Raw genomic sequence first — 23,233 nt, 5'->3', positions numbered from 1 at the left:
GGCGCTGCCGTGCTCGTCGAAAACCATGATGTGGCGCGGATCGATGAACACCTCGACCACCTCGTCCGGCTCGAAATTGCGGATGCCGTGGGTCAGCATCACCCAGCGCGCATCGGCGAAATCGAGATGGATGAAGCTTTCCGAGCCCGTGATCTCGGTGATCGTGACCTTTGCGCGCACCGGCACAGCGGCGTCGTTAAGCCGCTCGAGCGACAGATGGTGCGGCTGAAAGCCGATCGTATAGTTGGCATCGGCGACGCCGGAGAGCTCTGCCGGTACCGGCAGGTTGACGCCGCCCTCGAGCAGGAAATCCCGGCCCTTTTTGGCAAGCACTATAGTATTGAGCGGCGGATCGGAAAACGTCCTGGCTGTCACCAGATCTACCGGCTTGCGGAACACCTCGATTGTCGGTCCGAACTGGGTGATCTTGCCTTGCGAAAGCGTCGCCGTGTTGCCGCCGAGCAGCAAGGCTTCGTGCGGCTCGGTCGTTGCGTAGACGAAGATGGTGCCGGCCGCCGCAAAAATCTTCGGCAATTCGGCGCGCAGTTCCTCGCGCAGCTTGTAGTCGAGATTAGCGAGCGGCTCGTCGAGCAGCACCAGGCTGGCGTTCTTGACGATGGCGCGGGCGAGCGCGGTGCGCTGCTGCTGGCCACCGGACAGGCTGAGCGGCGTGCGGTCGAGATAGGGCGTCAGCTTGAGCAAGGCGGCGGCATTGCGCACCTCCTTGTCGATCTTTGCCTGATCGGTGCCGGCCACGCGTAGCGGCGAGGCAATGTTCTCATAAACGGTCATCGCCGGATAGTTGATGAACTGCTGGTAGACCATGGCGATCTTGCGTTTTTGCACCGGCACGCCGGTGACATTCTGGCCGTCGAACCAGATCGAACCGGAGGTCGGCACGTCCAGGCCGGCCATCAGCCGCATCAGGCTTGTCTTGCCGGAAAGCGTCGGTCCGAGCAGGACGTTGAGCGAGCCGTGCTGGAGCGTCAGCGACACGTCGCTTATATGCTCGACCGCGCCGACCGCCTTGGTGACGTTTCTCAGTTCCAGCATGACGCCTCCTCCCAGGCCTTCCGCATCAGCTCAAACCCCTCTTCATTCGGCAGCCGCGACATGGCGCCGGCTTATGCCGCGCATGAATTCATCGAGCGCCGCCACCTGCTCGCGACTGAGATGCAGACCGCGCTTGGTCCGGCGCCACAATACATCTTCCGATGTGACGGCCCATTCGTTTTGAACGAGATAGCGCACCTCGGCCTCATAGAGATCGGCGCCGAAGTTGCGGCCGAGATCAACGTTCGATTTGGCCAACCCCAACAGCATCCTTGCGCGGGTGCCATAGAGCCGGGTCAGCCGGCGAGCCAGGCGCGCGTCGAGGAATGGATAGGCGGTCTTCAGTTTCGCCACTTCGGCATCGAAACCGGTGGCCGGGAAATCGCCGCCCGGCAAGGGCGCGTTTGCCGTCCATGGCTTGCCGCGTTTGCCAAGAAAACCCTCGATCTTTTCCAGCATCGATTCCGCCAGCCGGCGATAGGTGGTGATCTTGCCGCCAAAGGCATTGACGATCGGGGCAGCGCCCTCGCCGCCATCGGCCTTGAGCACGTAGTCGCGCGTCGCTTCCTGCGCCTTGGAGGCGCCGTCATCATAGAGCGGACGGACGGCCGAATAGGTCCAGACGATGTCCGAGCGCTTCACCGGCTGCGCAAAATATTCGCTTGCCGCGGCGCAGAGGTAATCGATCTCGGTGTCGCTGATCTTCACGTCATGCGGATCGCCGGGATAGTCGCGATCGGTGGTGCCGATCAGCGTGAATTCTTCCTCGTAAGGGATGGCGAAGATGATGCGCCCGTCCTTGTTCTGGAAGAAGTAGGCGCGCGGATCATCGAACTTCTTTTTGATGACGATATGACTGCCCTGCACCAGGCGCACATTGTGCACGTCGTTCTGGCCCACAGTGGTCGACAGGACGTGGTCGACCCACGGACCGGCGGCATTGACCAGCAGCCGGGCCTTGACTTCCTCGGCCTCTCCCGTTTGCACGTCTTCCACGCGGATCGCCCACAGATCGCCTTCGCGGCGCGCGCCGACCACTTTCGTGCGGGTGCGGATGGTGGCGCCACGGTCGGCGGCATCACGCGCGTTCAACGCCACCAGCCGAGCATCGTTAACCCAGCCATCCGAGTACTCGAAGGCCTTGTGAAACAGCGGCTTCAACGGCTTGCCGGCCGGATCCTTGGACATGTCCAGTGTCCGCGTCGCCGGCAGCAATTTGCGGCCACCAATATGGTCGTAGAGGAACAGGCCGAGCCGGATCAGCCAGGCCGGGCGCAGGCCCCTGGCATAGGGCAGCACGAAGCGCATCGGCCAGATGATGTGCGGCGCGTTCTTCCACAGAACCTCGCGCTCCATCAGCGCTTCGCGCACAAGCCGGAACTCGTAGAATTCGAGATAGCGCAGGCCACCATGGATCAGCTTGGTCGAACCGGAGGAGGTTCCGCTGGCGAGATCGTTCATCTCGGCGAGAAAGACGGAAAAGCCACGCCCAACAGCGTCGCGGGCAATGCCGCAGCCATTGATGCCGCCACCGATGACGAAGATGTCATGGATCGAGTGTTGACCCACAGGGCCTCCAGCTTTCGCATTACAGAATGCTTCAGCTCCTCCCGAAGCCAATGGAAAGCTATTTCGAAAACCGATCGAATGTCAAACGAAATTGCGGGAAAGTTTGCGTCTAGGGTTCCTGATGTGAGGTTTCGATAAGATCGACCTCAGCTCCCTCGCAGATACGATGAATGGCGTCCACCTCGCACCGATCGGTGATAAAAGTGCTGACCTGAGAGAGATGGCCGATGCGAACGGGTGCGGTTCTCTCGAATTTGGTTGAATCAGCGACCAGAATTACGCGCCGTGCATTGGCGATGATTGCCTGGGCAACTTTCACTTCACGAAAATCGAAATCGAGAAGAGCGCCATCATGATCGATCGCGGAAGCGCCAATCACCGCATAATCGACCTTGAACTGCCTGATAAAATCGGCCGCTGCTTCGCCCACAACGCCGCCGTCGGAGCCCCGAACGACACCGCCGGCAATCACGACTTCAATATTTCCGTATGAGCGCATGGTATTGGCAACGTTGATGTTGTTGGTGATGACCATAAGGCCGGTATGGTCTAGCAAAGCCTTGCCAACCGCCTCAGTGGTCGTTCCGATATTGATAAATAGAGATGCTTTGTCGGGGATTAGACGGGCCGCCGCTCGTCCGATTGCTTCCTTTTGGCTGGCAGCAATCTTTCGCCGGGCCTCATACTCCATATTCTGATTGCTGGAAGGATGGAGTGCTCCACCATGAATCCTGGTCAACAGCCGTTGATCACACAAGTCATTGAGATTCTTGCGAATCGTCTGTGGCGTCACACCGAACCGCGCCACTAGCTCCTCAACAAGCACACGACCATTCTCTTGTGCTATTTGGACGATCTCGGCATGACGAGGCGTTAAGTACATGGATGGAGACCTTGTGTTTCGTTTTTCCAGCATTATCCCAAAACGAAAGCCCGGGAAAGACATAATGCAAAAAGCGGCACGCGCAGTACGGCAGTGGCGCTCGCAATCTCGTAGGCGTGGATCGATTGAGATGCACAACGACAGCCCAATCACCTGTAGCCTGGCAACAACCGCCGCAGAGACGGCGGCTGCACGCCCCGCACACCCCGCCACGTCGGTTGCGATCGCACTGGTCGGCTCGATCAGCACGGTATATGTGATAACGCGGACATGGGCCTTGAAGCCTCGGCGACTCGCCGAGCAGCGTCCGAACTTCATCGAGGAAACCACTACACATAGCGAACCGGCGTGATTTTCACTTGCTGGTGCTTTTGCTCGCACAGCAAGTGATTGGAGTGCCTGCCGTGAACGTGTCCACACGCGCGTTGACTCCAAACGTCCCTCATTCATAATTCAATTGGGAGGCGCTTCGAGCGGCTGCTGGCGCCGGCGGCTCCCAAGCAGATTTGGAAGCACACTTGGTGAGAGGGCATTCAAAGTCCGACGCACTGGAAATTTTTTTGGTGGTCCCCACATGTTCGCGGTACATTGGCTGAGGTGCCTCCCGCTAGAATCTATCACGTAAAGCGGTAGCGAATTTGACGTGGGTGAGAGACCGTGAACAAGACTTTAGAGCCGTTTCGAAAGGGTTGAGTGGGCGGGGTTCGGATGGTTCCAAGGAGTTGCGGGATTCCTGGACATTATCATGTGGACCCCGACCACCCGTGAACCGGCACATTGAGCAGCGCACCGACCGCTCAGAAGCACCGTATGTCGGCCTCGGCCTGCGCACGCCTCAGTTCCGCGCCCGCCGCTTTTGCCGGTGCGCTCTCGCGAAACAGCCCGCTGGCCTCACCGGTCGTTTGAGACATCCGCTTAAAGGCCTCGGCGCTTTCATACCGCTCATAGGGAAGGATCGAGGCGATGACATCCATCGAGCAGGAACAGCGTTCTAGCATGTTTCGCGTCTGCCCGTTCGACCTCATACAACCAAGCACGTAATCGACAACGACGGCGGTCGGATAGTCGCCGGCCGCGTTGGCGGGATATGTAGCAGACAGGGCCGCCCCCAGCCATAATAGCAGACACACGGATCCATTTGATCTGATCATCTTGAGTCCTTCTGTCGACCCTCAGCGAGTTCACAGTATTGCCCCCTGATTGGCAACCCGTGGCGGTGTCGGTCCGCACTATATGGGACCAAAGGAGAAATGAGAGTCGATCCCGATTGAAGCGGCCAGTTCAGCATATTGGCCGCACCGTCTATGCTAAACGGCCGACAATATCGCAGCGGCCTGGGAGAAAATCACTGACCAGGTCGGTAGCGAGAAGCAGATCAAGCTTGAGCTTGATTTCGGCTCTTACACTTGGGGCGGTTTAAAGCACTGCCGAGACTATGATGTCGTTGAGCTGCGCTTGGTCGACGACGGTTGGAGGGCTTGGTGACCGGCTGCAACATCGCAGGTGTCGGCAGACCGGCCAGGACTGCATGACTTTCAAGGACTTTGCGGCGTCACCGACGGCGCTTGCTTGCTGTGCGGGCGTCATCACCATTGAACCCCAGAGATCGATTGTTGCCCGAACTCGCGTATGCTCGCTGCATGGACTGTTTTCAGGATCGTAGACATCGTACCCATCGCCTTGACGACGCCGAGCGCAGCGGCGATGCTGAGCGCCGGCAGGCCGTCGCCCATGGCCACCAGCGCATGATACGCTTGTCGGTCCTGATGGTTTGGATTTCTTCGCCCATCAGCGGCTCGATCTCGTGCGAACGGGCATGGCCGATGATGATGATCCGGCAGTAGTCGCAGATGAAATGCATCAGGTCATGGTTGTGGGCCGCCTGCCCTGTGTGAGGCTTGTTGGCTTGATCGGCTCGGCTCTTCTCAAAAGCGCATTCGCACTATCGCTGGATCGAGCCTCAGCGCGCTGTTGAGCAGAGCAACCCTACGTCCTTCCAAAAGGAGATGAATCTCGTCTCCCATCCACGGCTTTGGGATTGCGTTAATCAAAAAGGCCCAAAAAGGGAGGAAATCCATTGGCGAGCGAACGATCGCCGATTGAAACGCCGCCAAGTCCGCTGGAGCTCCCATTGACGACCGGTGAACGAATGCCATGGGTGGACACCGCAAAGGGTTTGTCGATCATTCTGGTCGTCATGATGTATTCGGCTTATAACACCGGCGAATACACCGGGGCGGTTGGATTTCTGCACTATGCAATTGCGTTCGCGACGCCTTTCCGAATGCCCGAATTTTTCCTCATTTCGGGCCTCTTCCTTGCGAAGGTGATCGACCGGCCGTGGCTGAGTTATGCCGATCGGCGAATAGTGCACTACGCGTACTTCTACGTCCTATGGGCGGCCATTATGATCGGGCTGAAAGTCGGGCTGTATGGCCACGACCTCAACGGTATGCTCCGAGACGCCGCCCTCGCGATTGTAGAGCCATATGGCGTTTTGTGGTTCATCTATATGTTGGCGATCTTCGGATTGGTCGCAAAGCTCATTTGGCAAACGCGAACTCCCCATCTTGTCGCAATCACCTCCGCGGCTGCGTTGCAGTTGGCGAACATCAGCACCGCCAGTACAATTGCAAACGAATTCGCTGCTTATTTCGTGTTCTTCTACGCCGGATCCGCTCTGGGGCCGGTGATTTTCGCATGGTTGATTGGGCGCAACAACATTCCGCCCTTTCCATTGCGGCATTGCTGGTGTGGGCGCTTGGAAACGGCCTTCTGGTTTTTTCGTCAGGATTCTCTGTTCAACCGACGACAACAGATATGGGTCTGGCAGCCATTCCGCCCCTCCGCCTTGGGCTCGCGGTTACCGGTGGCCTGGCGATTTGTGTGGTCGGTGGGCTGCTTGCAAGACTCCCATTCATGGATTGGCTGCGTTGGCTCGGCGAGCATTCGCTGGTGATCTATGTCTCCTTTACGCTGCCCATGTCGATCTTTCGCGGGATTGCCTTGAACAGCGGCCTGATCACCGGGACAGGGTCGCTCAGCTTCGCAGTTCTGTTGGTCTCGCTGGCCAGCCCAGCCCTCCTTTACGCCTTTGTTAAACGCACCGGTATTGGCACTTTCTTGTTTGAACGGCCAAACTGGGCGCGCATCGGCCGGTCGCACGATCTGGCGGTTTCCAACCGGACGGTGCAACCACGCGCCAAGCTGGAATCGGCTGAGTGAACCCGGCACCGGCCATCTGCAGTTGATTTTTGTTTTTCCTCTTCCCCACCGGGTTCTGGTCGCCGGAACGAGACTGCTCACTGTCGTTGAACCACCCCCCCTCACCTGGCAACGGTCGGGCTATGTCCCTCCTGAAGTGTGAGGCGTGTCCAAAAGCCAAAGCTGGGTTTGCCACTATCAACCTAACTGCCGTCTGATTCCGGTTGGAAACCGGGGCATTCGATGGATTGCCGAACCGCTGAGCCGCGCCTGTCAACTGCTTCGAATCACATAACAGACAAGGGGGAACGGGTGGAGCGGCCGCGTGCCGGCGACCGCCCCAGATCGCACGTGAACCATACAGTGGAGGAAACGCATGCGACGCCAATGTATAGCACGACGGCCTCGCGATGTCTGCGTTCGAACTCAGGGATAGCAAGCAGATGTGTTCAGCCCGCCCGTCGTCTACACGGGCAATCGAGACCACATGGCAGTCATCGCCGTCGATCTTTCGCAGGCCCGCGCCCCTTGCGGATGGCGACGACCGCGAGGACGGTCAGAATGGCAGTCATAAGGTTGGTCGTGCAGCGCGGTGCGAATTCGGTTCCATACAGAGAAGCGATATTCGTCGCACGCTGGTCCCGATGCTTGCTGGTGACAGTGAAAGCTGCAGAGCTGGACCTTGGACGATAGGCTCCCAATGGCATCGATCGCATAGGCCGAGATACCAAGTCGGGGAAAGAGCATAAGCGCGACACGCTCCCAATGTCCCTCCCAGCAAAAGCTCGCCCGTACAATCGAGATTGAAGCCGGGATTGGCAGCATCGATGCGCGGCACGCACGCCGCAAGACACGCAAAGTCGTGCCGATAGGGAGAGAAGAAGCTGACGACGGCAGTGACAAGGTGTTACCGTTGTTCCTCCCTGACTGAACTCTTCAATGTGGCCTCGCGAGCCTCTCTCAGTATGTCCCAGCCGCCCTTGAGGACGATTCCGCCGACCATCAAGCCGATAATCAGATCTGGGAGCGGAGATTCCAGGAGCATGACCGCGGCGCCCGATACAGCGATGCCAGCATTGGCCACCATGTCATTGGTCGTAAATATCCATGACGCCTTCATGTGCACGCCATGCTGGCGATGCGCCCGCAGTAGCCGCAGGCAGAGCAAATTTGTCGCCGCGTTGGCGATGGCTGCCGCGATCATGGCCAGGCCGATGGGTTCTGCGCCTACGAAAAAGCGTCGGACGACCTCCACGAGCAACGCCAGACCCAAAATGGTCAGAAGGATGCCGGACAGGCGTGCGACACGCGCTTTGGCGATGATCGTTCTTCCAACGGCATAGATGCTGATCGCATACACGCCCGCATCCCCCAAGTTGTCGAGGGCGGCGCCGAGGAGACCAGTTGAATCTGCGACAATTCCTACGAACCCGGCGGCAACCACCTGCAAGAGATTGATACCGAGCACCCACAGCAAGGTCCTGCGTTCGGCGGCGTTGCTCGCGTCCAGTTGGATCTCGTCTTCATCGTCGTGTGATTTCGCGTTCATACGAGGTTTTCCAGTTACGCTAATAACTCACTACGGGGCCGCAATAACAAGGACTTGGAGGCGACAGTCCACCAAAGCCAGCCCTATGAATCAGACCCAGTCAGCACCTAGTGTGCTGCTAGCGACCGAAGCTGCGGACCGTTCCATCAAGCATGTAGACACTTGAGGAATGCCAGCCTCACTACGCTGTGCGGCCAGGCCGCTTTTCCGCAGGAGCCGTCGAGCCCGGCGACCAAAGGGATCCTGCGATTAGCAGGAGAGCGCCAATCGTTATCGTCGTGTCCGCCATATTGAAGGATGGAAAATGCCAGCCGCCCACGTGAAAATCGAGGAAATCGGTCACCGCGCCTTGGCGCATCCGGTCCAACACATTGCCCATGGCACCGCCGGCAATCAAGCCCAGACCAATCGTCTCCGACCGCCTTGGCGATCTCATGGCCCATACGAGAAATCCGGCTGAGATCGCCATACTGATTCCGGCGAGCAAAAACGGGTGTTCGAGAAACATCTCCTGGAACATTCCGAAGCTGACGCCCGAATTGAACCCAAGCGTCAGGTTGAAAAACGGCGCTATCTCGATCGTGCGCGGCGGCACCATCACGACATTGAGGATCAGCCATTTCGTAACGAAATCAGCTGCGAGCGCAGCCGCCCATGCGCTTCCAGCGAGCGCTGCTCGTCCGGTCAAGTTCAAATATGGCAAACAAATCCTCCTTGGACATGACCTCGCGCGCTGCATGAGGCGCCTGGCGAGTTGGAAATTGGACTATGCTGGAGTCGTCTCGATCGTCACGGCCGCGCGATATCGCGGCGCCCGCGCTCCGACGCCGCCAGGCGGACCTCCTTGCTGGATGGCCTGACCACGGTTGAGCAGGCGAAGACCGTTAAGAACGACCAACAGCGAGGCTCCTACGTCGGCTGCGATGGCGCCCCAGAGAGACGCCAGACCGAATACCGTAAGCGCCGTGAACAGGAGTTTTACGGCAATCGAGAAGGCGACATTTTGTCTGATCACTGCCATCGTCGCGCGCGAATGGCGGATCAGCCACGGTAGCCTCGACAGATCGTCCGACATAAGCGCCACATCGGCGGTTTCGATGGCGGCGTCGGTGCCCATTGCACCCATGGCAATACCAAGATTGGCCCTTCCCATCGCGGGAGCATCGTTGACCCCATCACCGACCATGGCAACCGAGCCGTAGCGCCGCACCAGATCTTCAACGGCCGCGACCTTGTCGCCGGGCAGCAGTTCCGCCCGGACCTCATCGATACCGGTCTGCTTCGCAATCGCCTCGGCGGTTGCCCGATTGTCGCCCGTGAGCATTACAACATGTTTGATGCCGGCACGATGGAGCGCTGTGACGATGTCCTTGGCTTCCGGCCTGACAGCATCGGCAACAGCGACAAGCCCCCAGACCTCTTGATCGTCGCCCACCGCCACCATCGTGCGGCCCGCGCTCGAAAGTGCATCAGCCCGCTGCAGAACGTCAGCTGAGCTGACGCCCCGCTCCTCGACGTAGCGACGCGAACCGAGCCACATTTCGCGGCCGGCGAAGCGGCCGATGACGCCTCGGCCGGTGATGGCCTGGACGGCCTCGGCAGGTTCTGCCACGATCTTCAGCTCGGCCGCTTTTGCCAAGATCGCGCGGGCAATTGGATGCTCGCTGCGCGCCTCCAGGGCCGCTGCGGAACGCACAACCTCGGCTTCGCCGCGACCGCCGAGCGGGATGATCTCGACGACCTGCGGCCGCCCTTCGGTGAGCGTGCCCGTCTTGTCCATGGCGATTGCGGTGAGCCTGGCTGGCGTTTCGAGGTGAATGCCGCCCTTCACCAGTACGCCTTGTTTCGCCGCTCCGGCAAGCGCCGCCACGATCGTAACCGGCGTCGAGATCACGAGCGCGCAAGGACAAGCGATGACCAGGAGCACAAGAGCCCGATAGAACCACACGTCCCAGGCGCCGCCCAGGAGCAAGGGCGGAACCAGAAAAACCGCAACGGCGAGGATCATCACGACCGGGGTGTAGACGCGCGCGAACTTCTCCACCCATTGCTCACTGGGCGCGCGCCGGCTCTGCGCCGAACCGACCATACGAATGATCTGGGCAAGCGTCGTGTCGCTCGCTGCCTTCGTAGTGAGGACGTCAAGCGCTCCCTCGCCGTTGATCGTGCCGGCGAAGACCTCGTCCCCCGCCTCCTTGAACACCGGGACACTTTCACCCGTAATCGGCGCTTGGTTGATCTCGCTCTCGCCGGCGGCAACCTTGCCGTCGAGCGGGATTTTGTCCCCCGGCCGGATGACGATGTGCGAACCGACCCGCACCTCAGCTGCTGGCACATCGCGCTCCGAGCCGTCTTCGAACCTGACGCGAGCCGTCGGCGGCGCGAGTTCCATGAGGGCCGCAACTGCTCGCCGCGCTCGACCCAGGCTCCAGGTCTCGAGCGCGAGCGCCAGCGCGAAAAAGAACGAAACGGTAGCAGCCTCGAACCAGGCGCCGATGCCTATCGCGCCCGCAACCGCAACTGTCATCAGCAAGTTCATGTCGGGCCGCAGCCGCCTGGCGGCGAGCCAAGCCTTAGGGGCGACATAACGGATCGCGCATAACACGGCGAACGTGTACAGGATCATGCTCGGCAAGGGCGTCGATCCCAAACCCTGTTCACCTGCCTCGAAGGCTGCAAGGACGCCGCCGGCAAGCCAGGCGTGCACCGCAAAACCTACCGCCGCGAAGACGCCGCTTGCAATTGTCAGCCACGACTGCACCCGCTTGCGGCGCTCTTCGTCCCGCGCGGCCGCGCTGTCGCTGCCCTCGCTCCACGGCTCGGCTCGCATACCGGAGCGAGCCACCGCCTTCTCGATACGGGCCTCAAGCGCAGCATCCGACATCGCGTCGATCGACATGCGGCCGTTGAGGAGATCGAAGGCGAGCTTGTCTTCGCCAACCAGCGGGCCGACCTCACGCTTCAAGGCCGCAATCTCGTCGGCGCAGTCCATGCCGTGAATGCGAAACACGATTTGACCGGGCATGTGGGTGGGGATCGGCGGGCTGAGGGCCTCCGCTCCGCAGCCGCACGCGGCTTCATCCGATACGCCTGGAGACTCCGCCGCGCTCGATGACGCTGCCGGCGGCGACCACCGCTCGGCGCGCATGCCCGTTCGGGCAACGGCGTCCTCAATCGCGCCGGCTCCCGCCCGGTTTTGAGGTGCGACCGTCATCATACCTTGCGCGGGATCGAAGGCGAGCTTGTCCTCGCCGACCAGCGGGCTCAATTCCCGCGTGAGAGCCGCCACCTCATTTTTGCAGTCGAGCCCGTGGACCCGGTAAAGCGATGCCTCGGACGTGCCGTCCGCAACCAGGGACGCACGCATTCCAGTTGGAACGACGCGCTGGATAATCTCGTCAGCCGTTGCCACCTGTTGGGGCGCAACCGTCATCAGCCCCTTCGCGGTGTCGAACGTCAGCCAGTCCTCTCCGCCGACCAACGGGCCGACCTCGCGCTTGAGAGCTGCGACCTCGTTCTTGCAATCGAGACCTTCGACCCGGAACAGCATTGCCGGTGCAGGCTGTTGCGCTGAATTTTCCAGGACATGGGCCTGCATTCCGGTCGTCGCGACCGCGCGCCGAATGTCGTCAACGATCGCAGCGTTCGCGGATAGCACCTCCATGACACCGGTTTTCGTGTCAAACGACAGGTAGTCATCCCCGCCCACAATGAGACCGACCGCCGCACGAAGCGCGCGGACCTCATTCTGGCAATCAAGACCATCGACCTTGAAGCGCAGCGGGCGGGGAGCGCTCATGGTTGCCGCATCCGCTCTTTTATCTCCTCATTGTAGGCGCCGAGCGCCGGCCTGGCCCAATTGGGACTTTCCTGGGAAGACATACATGCTGTAGTCACTACAGAATCAAGAGCAAATGCCACATCGAAGCCTTGGCCGACGGGCGCTCACGAAAAAATGCTCGGTGGCCTTGACGCTTGCGGATTCTCACCGACGCACCGGTAACCAGTTCTGGTTCTCTCTATAGCTTGGTTTTCCGCATCCTACAGTTCCCTGACGTTGTTGATCACAAATCGGCTTGGCGGCACTGGGGGCAGCCGCGTCCAATCGAGCGGCAGATCCCGCTTCGGGACGTCGTAGCGCATGTGTCTGACGAGGAAATCCACAGCCTGCTTCATGAGTGCGAGCGCGATCCACTCGCCGGGGCACCGATGGCCGGCGTGGTGATCCCCGCCGCCTTGCGGAATGAAGTTGAACGGGCTTCCGTCCCACCGATGAAAACGGTCGGGCTCCAATCCCTCCGGTCTTTCCCACGTCCGCCGATCGTGGTTGGTCCCATAGAGGTCCAGGATCACACGCTGGCCTTGTGGAAATCGGTATCCATTCCACTCGAATGTTTGCCGCACCCGCGCAGCCACGGCCGGGAAGAAGGGGTAATACCTGCGAACCTCCTGGACGAAGGCCTCCGCGAAATCCTCGTCGCCAGTTGCAAGCTTCTCCCGTAAATCGGGACGCGCCTGGAGAGCGTGCGCAACGAACATGATATAGACCGATACAGCGACGGTCGGTCTTACGACATTGATCAATTCGACAGCTGCAACGTGCGGAGACAGCAGTTTACCCTCCAGGTCGCGATGCCAGGCTATGACATGGGCGGCCGAGTCTTCGCGCGGACGGATATGGCCGCTGCGGATCTTCACAACGATATCCTCCATCCACCGGTCGGTCCGTTTCCGAGCCCACCGCGACCACAAATGTCTGAACCCGATCGACCCGGCATGGTCGAACAGCGCAGCAATCTCGCGCGTTCGCGTGCTGACTTCCGACTCAGCCAATGGGACACCGGCCCAGGCGCAAGCTGCGCGTGTAAGAAGCGCGTGAAGCTCGTCGTAAAGTACGACCTCATGCATCGATGCCCATTTTTGAATACAGCTTTGCCACTCTGCAGATGCGTATCGAACCAGTTCCTCGATCCGCTCGGGTGTCATCAGCGACATGAACATCTGCTTGCGGTGGCGGTGTTCCGCATCGTCGAGACCCTGCACGCCGCCTTCGCCCAGCAACGTCTTCTGAATCGACTTGAGCATCGCGCCGCGGCGAACGAAGCGGTTGGGGTCGTAGAACAGCCGCGCGGCCTCCGGTCCCGTCATACAGATGGTCTTCTGGAGCAACAGCCGCGTCTCGAACAGGTCGAATCCATTGCTCTGGCAACGTCTTGAAACAAATCTGTATGGATCTTTGATCAGCGCGAAGGTGCTGTCGAAGCTCCGGTCTCGCGGAATCTTGGGCATCTTCGCTGACTCCATTTCGATCCGCTCTTTACAGTTTCGGGTCGCTTCCACGTGCCGAGCGCCGGCAGGACAGATTATCGCGGTCGTTCGTTTTCACGCGCAATAAACAAGCAGAATGCGCCTCGCCGGATCATTCTATAACTTGGATTACCGCTGGACTGTTCCCCCGCTTGTCGCTGACGGCGCTCGGGTGCGCGCTCGGAATCTCGGACACAGACCTCAAAATGCTTCCGTCGGCTTCCACGGTCATTCCGTTCCGTCGTCGCCGAAGATCCTCCTGAGAACGCGATCAGCGTCGGTGATGAAGCATTGGCCATGGCTAAGCAGAATGGGCTGCGGCCGCCATGAGTTAATCTTTTCAAGAGCGACTTTGCCTCTCGCCCGGGAAAAGGAGCGAGAGCCGCATTCCGAGGAACAGCTGGCCGCGCGGTGATACATGCCGGTGAGCCATGTGAATGTCCGCCGGGGCTCGCCGAACTTGTCCAGTTCGATGTTGATCGTATGGGTCGATGTCTTTGAAGTCTGGTGAAAGTAGATGAACTCCTTGAAATACCCGCCCCGGAAAAGTGTCTGGTCGATTTGACAGCGGCAGTCTGTCGGAGGCCTCACGTCCAGGTCTGACGCTGTTCACCCCGCGCGCGCTCAGCGCGCTTCCCCTCGTCGGCGATCCTAACGGCTATCCCTCCCGCGACGAGTTCGCCGACTATTTCGAAGGCTATGCAGCTCGATGGCGGCTTCCGGTCAGCCCACCGGTTGGCGTGGTCGAATTGATCAGGGATGGCGCTTACTTCCTCGCAACGCGCTCCGACGGAAGCGTAGCGCGATCCTGCTCGGTCTTAGTGCCTACCAGCGGCTTCCAGGAGCCAGTGCGGCCGTCGACGCGGCCCGGTTCGACACTTCTGTCGTCCAGCTTGACCCTGAGACCTACCCGAACCCCCAGGGCGTTCCGCCGGGACGCGTCCTTGTCGTCGGCGACGGCGCTTCGGGCCGCGATTTGCCGTTGAGCTCGCTGCTCGCCAAGAAACCCTCTTAGCATTGGCAAAGCCGCGCCGGCTGTTTCCCAAACGCATTCTCGGTCGAAGTGTCTCTGGTGGTGGTGGCTGAAGACACTGGGCTTGATGCGGGCACGGCCCGATCGTTTTGTGGGCCGGCTCATGCGCCGTTCAGACCCTTTCCCAGACCGGGGGCGGAGCCTGTCGGCCCGGCATTGCCGCGCGTAGTGTTAGCCGGCCAGGCAGCGGGCGTTCGTATCATGCCTCGGTTCGTGGCGGCCGCGCGGCGAACCGCTTCCTTCGCCGATGGAGTGACACCGAGCTTGATGCGGTCGTCTGGGCGATGGGTTACCGCGACGACTTCGGCTGGCTCCGCATCGCCGAGGCGACGGAGTGCACAGGGCAAGATCCTGCACACGGAAGGCGTCTCGCCTGTGTCGGATCTCTACTACGTCGGCCGGCCATGGCAGAGCAACCGCGCCTCGGCGCTCGTCATGGGCGCTGGCGGCGATGCAGAGGGATCGTGCGTCGCATGGCCTCAGCAAGGTCGAGCTGATCGCTATTGGCTGGGCGCGGTGCTGGACGCGGCTGCGACTTCCGCTGCCACGAGGTCGTGGAGTTGCTGCGGGCCGAAGGACGGCAGCGGCTTGCCGTTGACGAAGAAGGTCGGCGTGCCCTGCAGATTGACGGCCTTCATGTCTGCAATATCCTGCTCGAGCACGGCGGCGATAGCCGGCGATTTCGCGTCCTTGCGCGCCTTGGCAACGTCGAGCCCGGCTTCACCAGCGAAGCTCCACGCCTTCTCCAGATCGGGCGCACCATGAATCGCCCATTGCGGCTGCTCGAAGAACAGCTTCTCCAGCACCGGTACGAACTTTTCCTGCAGCCGTGCGGCTTCGAGGATACGAACGACCTCGTCCGAGCCTTCGTGGAGCGCGGCGTAGCGGACCACGAGCCTCGTCTTGTCGGGAAAGGCGCCCATGATCTGCTTCACGATCGGATAGAACGCCCGGCATGCCTCGCAGGAGGGATCGAGGAACTCCACGATTGTGACCGGTGCTTCTGACGGGCCGATTACCGGCGAGTGAGCACGGACGAGATTGCTCTCCTCCAGCGGAGCGGCCCCATTCGTATTTCCCCGATAATAGGCGGCGGCCGCGGCGAACGCGACGGCAGCGACGGCAGCGGTGCCGAAGACGAGTGCGCGGCGGTTCATGATGTCGATCTCCGTCGTGCGAGGAGCAAGAAAATGATGATGGCGGTGAATGCAACTAGCGACAGCGCAGGGAGCGGCAGGCCGCCGATAACGGTCATATCGGCACCGGAGCAGGATGGCCCCGATGCTGTGCAAGGCTGGATCGTCTCGGGGATGACCCGTGCATAAAGTAGCGTGTGGAAGCCCGCGATGAGCCAGCCAGCGGCGGCGAGCGGCACTGCGTAAATCCATACTGCGGCATCTGACCGGAACGCCGCAATCGCAAGCACGATCGCCAGCGGGAACATGAACGCCCGCTGGTACCAGCAGAGGTTGCACGGCGCTTGGCCCATCACCTCGCCGACGAACAGCACGCCGAGGCTTGAGGCGAGCACCACCGCAAAGGCGAGAAACAGAAACGTCCAGGATTCGCTGTTGGGAGACGTGCCGATCATCCGATGCTCCCGAAAGCTGGAAACCGTTCGAGCAGCCAGAAAGCGAACCACGTCATCTGACCAGTGACCATCGCAACTCCCATCAGGACCATGATCCCTCCCGCTGCCATGTGCAGAATGCGGCCCGTACGGCGCATGCGTGGCAGGCTTCCAATCAGCGTCTGTGTGAAGATCGCTGCCAGGAGAAACGGGATGCCGAGTCCAATTTCACGACAAACATAGCCACCGATCATCGGCACGGCAATCCGCTGCATAACCTCTGAACCGGTGCCGGTGCTCCACAGGATCGGCAGCAGGCCACATGATCTCATCGAGCTTGCTGACGCTGGTAGTCATCCCCGCGGTCTATGGCCTGGCCAAGGGATGGCGGCTACCACCCGCCCCAGCATCCTCAGCATCTTCTCGCGCGAAGAGCGCGCCGGCGATCTCGGCACTGGAGCGACTCGGCATCGTCCAGACCGCTATGCAGAGCGCCGGAACTCTGTCGGGCGGCCAGCAGCAGCGTGTGGCGATCGCAAGGGTTCTCATGCAACAGCCCAAGGTGATGCTGGCCGACGAGCCGATCGCTTCGCTTGACCCACTCGACGCCAAGGTCGTGATGGACGCGCTCGGCGACATCAATGTGCGAGAAGGCGTTAGAATCATCACCAATCTGCACACGCTCGACACCGCCCGGGCGTATTGCAATCATTATTGGCATGGCCGCCGGCAAGGTGGTGTTCGATCGACCGCCGATCGCGTTGTCCAAGACGGCTATTCGCGCGGTCTATGGCACCGATTGGGATGGGCAGTAGATTTCCGAAGCGATCACCTCCCTCGACTAGCGTCAAGGCGCCGAAAATCCGCAGATTTGAATTGGCCGGTTCCCTTGAGCCCGCTTTCCCTAGGCTCTGAGGGGTTTGCGCCAACCGCCCGCTTCAAATCGACCGCTGGATTACCCGCTTGGCGACTTCTTCCGCGCTTTCAACCCGCTCGGAATAGCGGTTCGTCAGATAGGCCGAGCGATCCCGCAGGAGCAGCGTGAATTTCACCAGCTCTTCCATCACGTCGACAATCCGATTGTAGTAGGGCGACGGTTTCATGCGTCCGGCCGCGTCGAATTCGTTAAACGCCTTGGCCACGGAAGATTGGTTTGGGATCGTGAACATGCGCATCCATCGGCCGAGGATGCGGAGCTGATTGACCGCGTTGAAGCTCTGCGATCCGCCTGACACTTGCATGACAGCAAGCGTCCGTCCCTGGGTCGGCCGCACGCCACCCAATGACAAGGGAAGCCAGTCGATCTGCGCCTTCATAACTGCGGTCATGGAGCCATGGCGCTCCGGCGAGCACCAGACCTGTGCTTCCGACCAGATGGACAGATCCCGCAGTTCCTTCACTTTGGGGTGGTCTGCAGCTGTCGAATCCGGCAGCGGCAAGCCTGAAGGGTTATAGATCCGCACCTCGGCGCCCAGGCGGCGCAAAATACGAGTGGCCTCCTCCGTCGCGAGCCGGGAGTAAGACCTCTCGCGAAGCGATCCGTAGAGCATCAGCACGCGGGGCTTGTGGATCGATCGCGGCGCGTCCAGCAAAGCCTGCATGTCGATCGGCTGGAACTGTTCCTCGTCGACGTTCGGCAAAGCGTCTTCGGGCATGTCGTCTTGATCAGGCAACGCGCTTGCCTTGGGCGTCGATGACAACCTCGCCGTCCTCCTTGGTGAACGGTCCGATGTTCTTGTTTGGAAGGACGTCGAAAACGGCCTCGGACGGCCGGGCAAGCACGGTGCCGAGCGGTGTCACCACAATCGGCCGGTTGATCAAGATCGGATGGGCCAGCATGAAATCCAGAATTTCATCGTCGGTCCACTTGGGATCATCGAGCTTCAGTTCGGCATAGGGAGTGCCCTTTTCGCGAAGCAGTTGCCGGGGCGTCATCCCCATTGCCTGGATCAAACCCACGAGCTTTTCCCGCGACGGCGGGTTCTTCAGATACTCGATCACCTGCGGCTCCTCGCCGGACTGTTTGATGATCGCGAGCGTATTGCGCGACGTGCCGCAGTCAGGGTTATGGTAGATGGTGATGGTCATTCTGCAGCTTTCATCTGTCTGATTGGTTTCGGCTCGGCAAGCAGCCATCCCGCCAAAGCCATCGCGAGCAGAGCTCCCAAAAGTTCGGCGACTATGAAGCCAGGCAGGTCAACGGGTCGGATACCCGCAAACGTGTTGGATAGCGCCCGGGCAATGGCGACTGCCGGATTCGCGAAGGACGTCGATGCCGTGAACCAATAGGCCGCGGTAATGTAGAGGCCGACCAGCCATGGAATTGCGTCCGAACGGAAACGAAGCCCCGCGAGGATGGCGAAGACCAATCCGAAGGCCGCCACCAATTCCGCGATCCACTGGCCGCTTCCGGTCCGTACGGTCTCGGAGACCTGGAGAATAGGCATTTCGAACATGGCGTGCGCCACAAACGTTCCCGCGATTCCACCGACAATTTGAGCGACCACGTACGCCAATGCCGCGCTTGTCTCGATCTCCCGCCTCAACGCAAATACCAACGTCACCGCCGGGTTGAAATGCGCACCCGAGATCGGCCCGAGTATCGTGACCAGCACGACGAGGATCGCGCCAGTAGGCAACGTGTTGCCGAGCAGGGAGACCGCCACGTCGTTGGACAGCTTGTCGGCCATAATGCCCGACCCGACTACAGTCGCGACAAGCATGGCAGTGCCCAGGGCTTCAGAGACGAGGCGTCGAGACAAATCCATCGTCAGCCGACTTTCGGAAGATTGCGGCCGATCTCATCCAGCCGCTTCTGCAGGGCGAGCTTGTCCACCATATTCATCGGCAGACTGATGAAGATCGAAATGCGGTTGTTGAGCATGCGGTAGGCCTCCGCAAAAGCCAGGTGCTTTTCAGCATCTGTGCCTTCCACAGCGGCTGGATCGGGTACGCCCCAATGCGCCGTCATGGGCTGGCCTGGCCAGACAGGGCAGGATTCGTTGGCCGCGTTGTCGCAGACGGTGAACACGAAGTTCATTGAGGGGGCGCCGGGTTCGGCGAACTCTTGCCAGTCCTTCGAACGGGCAAACGACGTATCGTAGTTGAGGGTCTTCAAAAGCTGCAAGGCATATGGATGAACCTGGCCCCTGGGGTGCGATCCCGCGGAAAAGGCCTTGAACTTGCCGGCGCCGATTCGATTGAGGATCGCTTCGGCCAGGATCGATCGCGCCGAATTGCCGGTGCAGAGAAAAAGTACGTTGTACGGCTCGCTCATCGCGCAGGCCTCTCTTCTAGCATTTACAAGTCACAGCTTGGATCACGGGCTGGCAAAGCTCCGGTGCGCCGTTGCAGCAATCTTCCATGAGGTACGCCAGCAGATCACGGAAACCGGTCATGTCGGCAACGTAGCGGATGGTGCGACCGGACCGCTCGGCCCGGACCAATCCAGCGTGATCAAGCACTTTCAGATGCGCCGACATTGTATTTTGCATGGCGCCGAGCTTAGCGCCTATCTCCCCCGCCGGCAGGCCTGCTTCCCCGACGCGCACCAACAGCCTGAAGACTTCAAGCCGGGTGTCCTGACCGAGAGCGGAAAGAGCGGCAAGAGCGAGCTTTTTATCCATATATCGTCACATCTCGATTTGTAAGTTGGATAACATCGGCCGCCTTGTTCGTAAAGCGCAAACTCAACTTACGAGTTCTCGCTGCAACGGCTACCTCTGAGATCAATTGCCGGATAACGGCTCAAAACGAAGCGGCAGGCCGCGCTCGATCGAGCCGCCATCCGGTGGCAACATGGCAATCACGTCGGCAAACCCATTGCCATCAAGCTCGCCGACGAACCCCGGCCAAACATGTCCAGAACGGGGCGTACGTCTCGTCCAGTGACCCTGACCGGAACCAACTCGGTCCGCCCGGCCTTTTTCGTACGTGAAGCCTGCTACCGCCGCTGACCAGTCTGGCCCCACATAAGGAGGCCAGCGACAGCCCGGATTGCAGGAAACTGGCGAAAAGTCACGAGCGCGGCGTTGGGATTGCCTGGAAGTCCGGCAAGGGACTTGTGTTCCCGATCTTCCCAACCTTCGTTTCAGACGCTGCGAGGTGCGAACAATATGACAGCAGCAGCGAGCAATGCGATCAGGCCCCCCGTCAGGTCCCAGGTATCCGGCCGACGCCCTTCTGCTAGCCAGAGCCAGAGCAGCGACGCGATGATGTAGATGCCGCCATAGGCGGCGTAGGCGCGGCCGGCATGGTCGCTGGGGATCAGGGTCAGCAGGTAGGCGAAGAGCACCAGCGAGACGACACCCGGCGCCAGCCAGAGGATGGATTTGCCCTGCCGCAGCCACGCCCAGAAGGCGAAGCAGCCGGCGATTTCAGCCAGGGCGGCTGCTGCGAAGGTAAGGAAGGTGCTCAGAAGGATCGGCATGCAGGATGAAGCGTCTCAGATTCGCGTGGTGATGGCTACAAGCCAGTCCGGCAGAGCGCGTTCCAGGCCGACCTGGATCGTGCGGTCGAATCCGGACAGGGTCATGAGGCCGGCGACAATGAGCAGCGCGCCCAAGGCCATTTTCATGCCGCTGGACACACTCAGCATTCGACCCCGCCAGCGGAGCAACGCTTCGCGGGACATCAAAGCCAAAGCCAGTAGCGGCAACGTTGTGCCAATGCCGAATGCGAGCATCGTCAGCACCACCATGCCGAGATTCTCACCTCGCGCGGCCATGATGGAAGCGGCGCCGAGCGTCGGTCCGACGCAGGGCGTCCATACCGCGCCGAGCAGCAGCCCGACGCCGAATTGACCTGAGATGCCAGAGGTCGAGAACCCGCCGAAGCGGCTCTGGGTCCAGTTGCTCACCGGACCAGCAACCGTCGCAAACTGCGTCTGGAACCGAGGGACGAGCAGCACAGAGCCAACCAATATCAGCAGTACAGCAGCAGCCGTTCGAAACACCGTCATGTCGAGGCCGATCGAAAAGCCGATCGTAGCAACGAAGACCCCAATGGTCGTGAAAGAGACGGCGACACCTGCCGCGAGCGCCAACGGTGCCAGCCGATGTTCGGCCACCGCTCCGGTCAGGACGACCGGCAGCAGCGGCAGCACACAGGGCGATAGGATCGAAAGAATGCCAGCAAGGAGGGCAAGCAGCATGTCACAGCGCCTCGCGCAAAAGCGCTTCGATGACTGCCGCATCGGTCTGGCCGGCCTGTCTGTCGACCTCCTTGCCGCCCTTGTAGACAATCATCGTGCTTTGCGTCTGGACACGAAAACGAGCCAGGATTTCCTTTTGCGTGTCGAAATCGACATCGAACTTCTTCATGTTCTTGAAGTCTGGTGACGCCAACAGCGAAGCCACGATAGGCTTTTGAGCCTGACAGACTTCGCACCACGGTGCCGTGACATGGATCATGACAGGGCCACCCGCCTTGAGCGCGTCGTCAAAGCCGGGAATGGTTTCGTCGCCATTGTGGGCGAACGCCGGGACGATAGCGGCAGCGACACCGGCAACAGCCGAGAGGATCATAAAGTGACGACGTTGCATGTTATGCGGTCTCCTTGAGGCTGGATGCAGCGAGTTCGGGTGCGAAGTGGTCGAACAGCAGGTCGGCCGCCTCCTCCGCTGCCCGTGGCGCGGTGACGGTGAGGACCACTTCGCGAGAATTGCTCGTCAGGTCAAAGGTCAGGAACGCGCAGCAGGTCTGCTCCTTGCGCATCAAGTCGTTGACCTCCTCCAGTGCTTCGCGCCCATAGGTGAGTTTGAGCGATAGCGGCGTGCGCTCGGCCTGATGAAGTGACCGGCGGGCCAATGCGCGAATGCCGGCAACTCGCTCCTTGAAATCAGAGGCGCCAAGCGTGCAGGCGATGGACAATGCATCTTTGTCGGCCGCCGGGGCGCAGGATGGACCGCAGCCGCACTCGTCTTGTGCCATCAAAGACTGAAATGTGGCGGCAGGCGCGGCCTTGCGTCGAGAGAGGAGATAAATCCCACCGACGGGAACGGCGAGCGCGAGCAGGCCAAGGCCCCAAGTGCATGCGGCACCAGCGATAGCTGCCAGGCTTGTACCCACCAGAGCAACCGGCACCACGGCTACGGCGCAGCAGGCCGCGCAAGCCGCAGTGGCGGCTCCGGCCCATTTCAGGGTGTTCTTCATCAGCACTGCCTCTCGAATTTCTACCTTTGCAATGGTGTACTCCTTCAAGTAACTTGAAGTTCAAGGAGTATTTTCGATGAACCTTCACATCCGCGTGTTCACCATCGGGGCGCTGGCCAAGTCCGCGGGCGTTACAACGCCTACAATCCGCTATTATGAGGACATTGGATTGCTGCCTCCCGCACCGCGGACGGCCGGAGGCCAGCGCACCTACGATGATGACGATTTGGGACGGTTGACTTTCATCAAGCAATGCCGGGACTTCGGCTTCGGCATCGATCAGGTGCGTGTGCTGCTGGAGCTATCGATCAGCACCAACCGCGATTGCATCGAGACGCGCGACATCGCGCAATCCCATCTTGACGAGGTTCGCCAGAAGCTCGCGGAATTGCGCTTGCTTGAACGGCGGCTGGAGAGCTTTGTCACTCGCTGCAATGTCGCGTGTGCCGGAGGTCCGGGGCAGGATTGTGTGATCTTCAAGGAAATGGTTTCGCCAGGAAAGGGCGGCTGCTGCCGGTAGTGGACTGCAGCAGTCCCTGCCCCGCTGTGCGGTATTCGTAAGCTGTTCTTATTCAGATTTTGTGTTTCTATTCTGCCTGAGAAAGCACTTCGTAGCGCAGTGACAAGCCGCGCTCGATCATGACAATGTCAGGTGGAAGCATCGGGATGTCATCGGCAAGCGACATTGCCACGAAGCTCGCAGACGAACCACGGCCAAGCATGACGGGCCCTCGTCCGTACCTTCTCTCGTTTTCTTGCCGGCAGATTCGGCCACGTTTTTACCGCAATTCGGCTTTCTATAAGTGATGGTTAATAAGCGAGGGTTAACCATTCATATCGATAATCGGATGTGAATATCGCGCATACGTTGGGCGAATCCGGGGACAAACCGCAGCCTGCAAGGCCTTTTTG

23 protein-coding genes and 2 pseudogenes are annotated in these 23,233 nt (G+C 60.3%); 4 read left to right on the top strand and 21 right to left on the bottom strand.

Annotated features, from left to right (window positions below; all coding sequences use genetic code 11):
* From AC0L3E_RS29360 to AC0L3E_RS29340, 5 genes and pseudogenes are all read right to left on the bottom strand, one after another.
* On the bottom strand, positions 1–1,053 hold a 1,053-nt coding region (locus tag AC0L3E_RS29360), incomplete at its 3' end, for an ABC transporter ATP-binding protein (RefSeq protein WP_473606290.1).
* A gap of 42 nt (positions 1,054–1,095) precedes the next feature.
* Positions 1,096–2,622 carry a glycerol-3-phosphate dehydrogenase gene (glpD, locus tag AC0L3E_RS29355; protein WP_473606289.1) on the bottom strand — a complete coding sequence of 509 codons (1,527 nt, stop codon included), beginning with the start codon at positions 2,620–2,622 and terminating at the stop codon, positions 1,096–1,098.
* Between the two features lie 109 nt (positions 2,623–2,731).
* Positions 2,732–3,505, bottom strand: coding sequence for a DeoR/GlpR family DNA-binding transcription regulator (locus tag AC0L3E_RS29350; RefSeq protein ID WP_473606300.1), 774 nt, complete (start codon positions 3,503–3,505; stop codon positions 2,732–2,734).
* A gap of 797 nt (positions 3,506–4,302) precedes the next feature.
* A complete protein-coding gene (locus AC0L3E_RS29345; RefSeq protein WP_473606288.1) occupies positions 4,303–4,656 on the bottom strand; it encodes a hypothetical protein in 354 nt (117 codons plus the stop codon).
* A gap of 510 nt (positions 4,657–5,166) precedes the next feature.
* A pseudogene (locus AC0L3E_RS29340) lies at positions 5,167–5,378 on the bottom strand (flagellar motor stator protein MotA); the annotation flags it as partial.
* Between the two features lie 204 nt (positions 5,379–5,582).
* On the opposite strand from AC0L3E_RS29340, the gene AC0L3E_RS29335 reads away from it, so the two are divergent.
* Positions 5,583–6,464 carry an acyltransferase family protein gene (locus AC0L3E_RS29335; protein ID WP_473606265.1) on the top strand — a complete coding sequence of 294 codons (882 nt, stop codon included), beginning with the start codon at positions 5,583–5,585 and terminating at the stop codon, positions 6,462–6,464.
* A complete protein-coding gene (locus AC0L3E_RS29330; protein ID WP_473606264.1) occupies positions 6,425–6,730 on the top strand; it encodes a hypothetical protein in 306 nt (101 codons plus the stop codon). The genes AC0L3E_RS29335 and AC0L3E_RS29330 overlap by 40 nt, the downstream gene beginning before the upstream one ends.
* An 886-nt stretch (positions 6,731–7,616) precedes the next feature.
* Here the strand turns inward: AC0L3E_RS29330 and AC0L3E_RS29325 are convergent.
* The 7 genes from AC0L3E_RS29325 to AC0L3E_RS29295 form a co-directional block, all read right to left on the bottom strand.
* Positions 7,617–8,258 (bottom strand): cation efflux transmembrane domain-containing protein, encoded by a 642-nt coding sequence (locus AC0L3E_RS29325; protein WP_473606287.1) that lies wholly within the window; start codon positions 8,256–8,258, stop codon positions 7,617–7,619.
* A 181-nt stretch (positions 8,259–8,439) separates the two neighbouring features.
* Positions 8,440–8,961, bottom strand: a complete 522-nt coding sequence (gene lspA, locus AC0L3E_RS29320; protein ID WP_473606286.1) for a signal peptidase II — start codon at positions 8,959–8,961, stop codon at positions 8,440–8,442.
* Between the two features lie 63 nt (positions 8,962–9,024).
* Entirely contained in the window at positions 9,025–12,057 is a 3,033-nt protein-coding gene (locus AC0L3E_RS29315; protein ID WP_473606285.1) for a heavy metal translocating P-type ATPase, read from the bottom strand.
* Between the two features lie 242 nt (positions 12,058–12,299).
* Positions 12,300–13,547: a cytochrome P450 gene (locus tag AC0L3E_RS29310; RefSeq protein WP_473606284.1), complete on the bottom strand. Its 1,248-nt coding sequence runs from the start codon at positions 13,545–13,547 to the stop codon at positions 12,300–12,302.
* Positions 13,548–15,098: 1,551 nt separating this feature from the next.
* On the bottom strand, positions 15,099–15,755 hold the full coding sequence (locus tag AC0L3E_RS29305; RefSeq protein ID WP_473606283.1) for a DsbA family protein: 657 nt from the start codon (positions 15,753–15,755) through the stop codon (positions 15,099–15,101).
* Positions 15,752–16,189, bottom strand: a complete 438-nt coding sequence (locus AC0L3E_RS29300; protein WP_473606282.1) for a disulfide bond formation protein B — start codon at positions 16,187–16,189, stop codon at positions 15,752–15,754. The genes AC0L3E_RS29305 and AC0L3E_RS29300 overlap by 4 nt, the downstream gene beginning before the upstream one ends.
* Complete coding sequence (locus tag AC0L3E_RS29295) at positions 16,186–16,500, bottom strand: hypothetical protein (protein ID WP_473606280.1); 315 nt, start codon at positions 16,498–16,500, stop codon at positions 16,186–16,188. Before AC0L3E_RS29295 ends, AC0L3E_RS29300 begins: the two co-directional genes overlap by 4 nt.
* A 73-nt stretch (positions 16,501–16,573) precedes the next feature.
* On the opposite strand from AC0L3E_RS29295, the pseudogene AC0L3E_RS29290 reads away from it, so the two are divergent.
* Positions 16,574–17,083: pseudogene (locus AC0L3E_RS29290) on the top strand (ATP-binding cassette domain-containing protein); the annotation flags it as partial.
* Between the two features lie 23 nt (positions 17,084–17,106).
* On the opposite strand, the gene arsH reads toward AC0L3E_RS29290, so the two are convergent.
* From arsH to AC0L3E_RS29245, 9 genes are all read right to left on the bottom strand, one after another.
* On the bottom strand, positions 17,107–17,823 hold the full coding sequence (gene arsH, locus AC0L3E_RS29285) for an arsenical resistance protein ArsH (RefSeq protein WP_473606298.1): 717 nt from the start codon (positions 17,821–17,823) through the stop codon (positions 17,107–17,109).
* A gap of 10 nt (positions 17,824–17,833) precedes the next feature.
* Complete coding sequence (gene arsC / locus AC0L3E_RS29280; RefSeq protein WP_473606279.1) at positions 17,834–18,256, bottom strand: arsenate reductase (glutaredoxin); 423 nt, start codon at positions 18,254–18,256, stop codon at positions 17,834–17,836.
* Positions 18,253–18,942, bottom strand: coding sequence for an aquaporin (locus AC0L3E_RS29275; protein ID WP_473606296.1), 690 nt, complete (start codon positions 18,940–18,942; stop codon positions 18,253–18,255). The genes arsC and AC0L3E_RS29275 overlap by 4 nt, the downstream gene beginning before the upstream one ends.
* Positions 18,939–19,445, bottom strand: coding sequence for an arsenate reductase ArsC (locus AC0L3E_RS29270; protein ID WP_473606278.1), 507 nt, complete (start codon positions 19,443–19,445; stop codon positions 18,939–18,941). Before AC0L3E_RS29270 ends, AC0L3E_RS29275 begins: the two co-directional genes overlap by 4 nt.
* 16 nt (positions 19,446–19,461) lie before the next feature.
* Entirely contained in the window at positions 19,462–19,794 is a 333-nt protein-coding gene (locus tag AC0L3E_RS29265) for an ArsR/SmtB family transcription factor (RefSeq protein WP_473606277.1), read from the bottom strand.
* Between the two features lie 464 nt (positions 19,795–20,258).
* Positions 20,259–20,597: a YnfA family protein gene (locus tag AC0L3E_RS29260; RefSeq protein WP_473606276.1), complete on the bottom strand. Its 339-nt coding sequence runs from the start codon at positions 20,595–20,597 to the stop codon at positions 20,259–20,261.
* Between the two features lie 15 nt (positions 20,598–20,612).
* Positions 20,613–21,320: a cytochrome c biogenesis CcdA family protein gene (locus AC0L3E_RS29255; protein ID WP_473606275.1), complete on the bottom strand. Its 708-nt coding sequence runs from the start codon at positions 21,318–21,320 to the stop codon at positions 20,613–20,615.
* 1 nt (position 21,321) lies between these two features.
* Positions 21,322–21,711 carry a thioredoxin family protein gene (locus AC0L3E_RS29250; protein ID WP_473606274.1) on the bottom strand — a complete coding sequence of 130 codons (390 nt, stop codon included), beginning with the start codon at positions 21,709–21,711 and terminating at the stop codon, positions 21,322–21,324.
* Between the two features lies 1 nt (position 21,712).
* Entirely contained in the window at positions 21,713–22,321 is a 609-nt protein-coding gene (locus tag AC0L3E_RS29245; protein WP_473606272.1) for a hypothetical protein, read from the bottom strand.
* 76 nt (positions 22,322–22,397) lie between these two features.
* Here AC0L3E_RS29245 and AC0L3E_RS29240 point away from each other — a divergent pair, with 76 nt between their 5' ends.
* Complete coding sequence (locus AC0L3E_RS29240) at positions 22,398–22,841, top strand: MerR family transcriptional regulator (RefSeq protein ID WP_473606271.1); 444 nt, start codon at positions 22,398–22,400, stop codon at positions 22,839–22,841.
* Positions 22,842–23,233: the final 392 nt, after the last annotated feature.

The sequence above is a fragment of the Mesorhizobium sp. WSM4822 genome, assembly GCF_055811155.1.
This window is presented reverse-complemented; position numbering and strand designations above follow the sequence as displayed.

Bases quoted from the DNA above. Each gene is read 5' to 3' on its own strand.
- AC0L3E_RS29350 (WP_473606300.1), bottom strand. From the start codon at position 3,505: ATGTACTTAACGCCTCGTCATGCCGAGATCGTCCAAATAGCACAAGAG.
- AC0L3E_RS29345 (WP_473606288.1), bottom strand. From the start codon at position 4,656: ATGATCAGATCAAATGGATCCGTGTGTCTGCTATTATGGCTGGGGGCG.
- AC0L3E_RS29330 (WP_473606264.1), top strand. From the start codon at position 6,425: ATGGATTGGCTGCGTTGGCTCGGCGAGCATTCGCTGGTGATCTATGTC.
- AC0L3E_RS29325 (WP_473606287.1), bottom strand. From the start codon at position 8,258: ATGAACGCGAAATCACACGACGATGAAGACGAGATCCAACTGGACGCG.
- AC0L3E_RS29315 (WP_473606285.1), bottom strand. From the start codon at position 12,057: ATGAGCGCTCCCCGCCCGCTGCGCTTCAAGGTCGATGGTCTTGATTGC.
- AC0L3E_RS29310 (WP_473606284.1), bottom strand. From the start codon at position 13,547: ATGCCCAAGATTCCGCGAGACCGGAGCTTCGACAGCACCTTCGCGCTG.
- AC0L3E_RS29305 (WP_473606283.1), bottom strand. From the start codon at position 15,755: ATGAACCGCCGCGCACTCGTCTTCGGCACCGCTGCCGTCGCTGCCGTC.
- AC0L3E_RS29300 (WP_473606282.1), bottom strand. From the start codon at position 16,189: ATGATCGGCACGTCTCCCAACAGCGAATCCTGGACGTTTCTGTTTCTC.
- AC0L3E_RS29295 (WP_473606280.1), bottom strand. From the start codon at position 16,500: ATGAGATCATGTGGCCTGCTGCCGATCCTGTGGAGCACCGGCACCGGT.
- arsH (WP_473606298.1), bottom strand. From the start codon at position 17,823: ATGCCCGAAGACGCTTTGCCGAACGTCGACGAGGAACAGTTCCAGCCG.
- arsC (WP_473606279.1), bottom strand. From the start codon at position 18,256: ATGACCATCACCATCTACCATAACCCTGACTGCGGCACGTCGCGCAAT.
- AC0L3E_RS29270 (WP_473606278.1), bottom strand. From the start codon at position 19,445: ATGAGCGAGCCGTACAACGTACTTTTTCTCTGCACCGGCAATTCGGCG.
- AC0L3E_RS29265 (WP_473606277.1), bottom strand. From the start codon at position 19,794: ATGGATAAAAAGCTCGCTCTTGCCGCTCTTTCCGCTCTCGGTCAGGAC.
- AC0L3E_RS29260 (WP_473606276.1), bottom strand. From the start codon at position 20,597: ATGCCGATCCTTCTGAGCACCTTCCTTACCTTCGCAGCAGCCGCCCTG.
- AC0L3E_RS29255 (WP_473606275.1), bottom strand. From the start codon at position 21,320: ATGCTGCTTGCCCTCCTTGCTGGCATTCTTTCGATCCTATCGCCCTGT.
- AC0L3E_RS29250 (WP_473606274.1), bottom strand. From the start codon at position 21,711: ATGCAACGTCGTCACTTTATGATCCTCTCGGCTGTTGCCGGTGTCGCT.
- AC0L3E_RS29245 (WP_473606272.1), bottom strand. From the start codon at position 22,321: ATGAAGAACACCCTGAAATGGGCCGGAGCCGCCACTGCGGCTTGCGCG.
- AC0L3E_RS29240 (WP_473606271.1), top strand. From the start codon at position 22,398: ATGAACCTTCACATCCGCGTGTTCACCATCGGGGCGCTGGCCAAGTCC.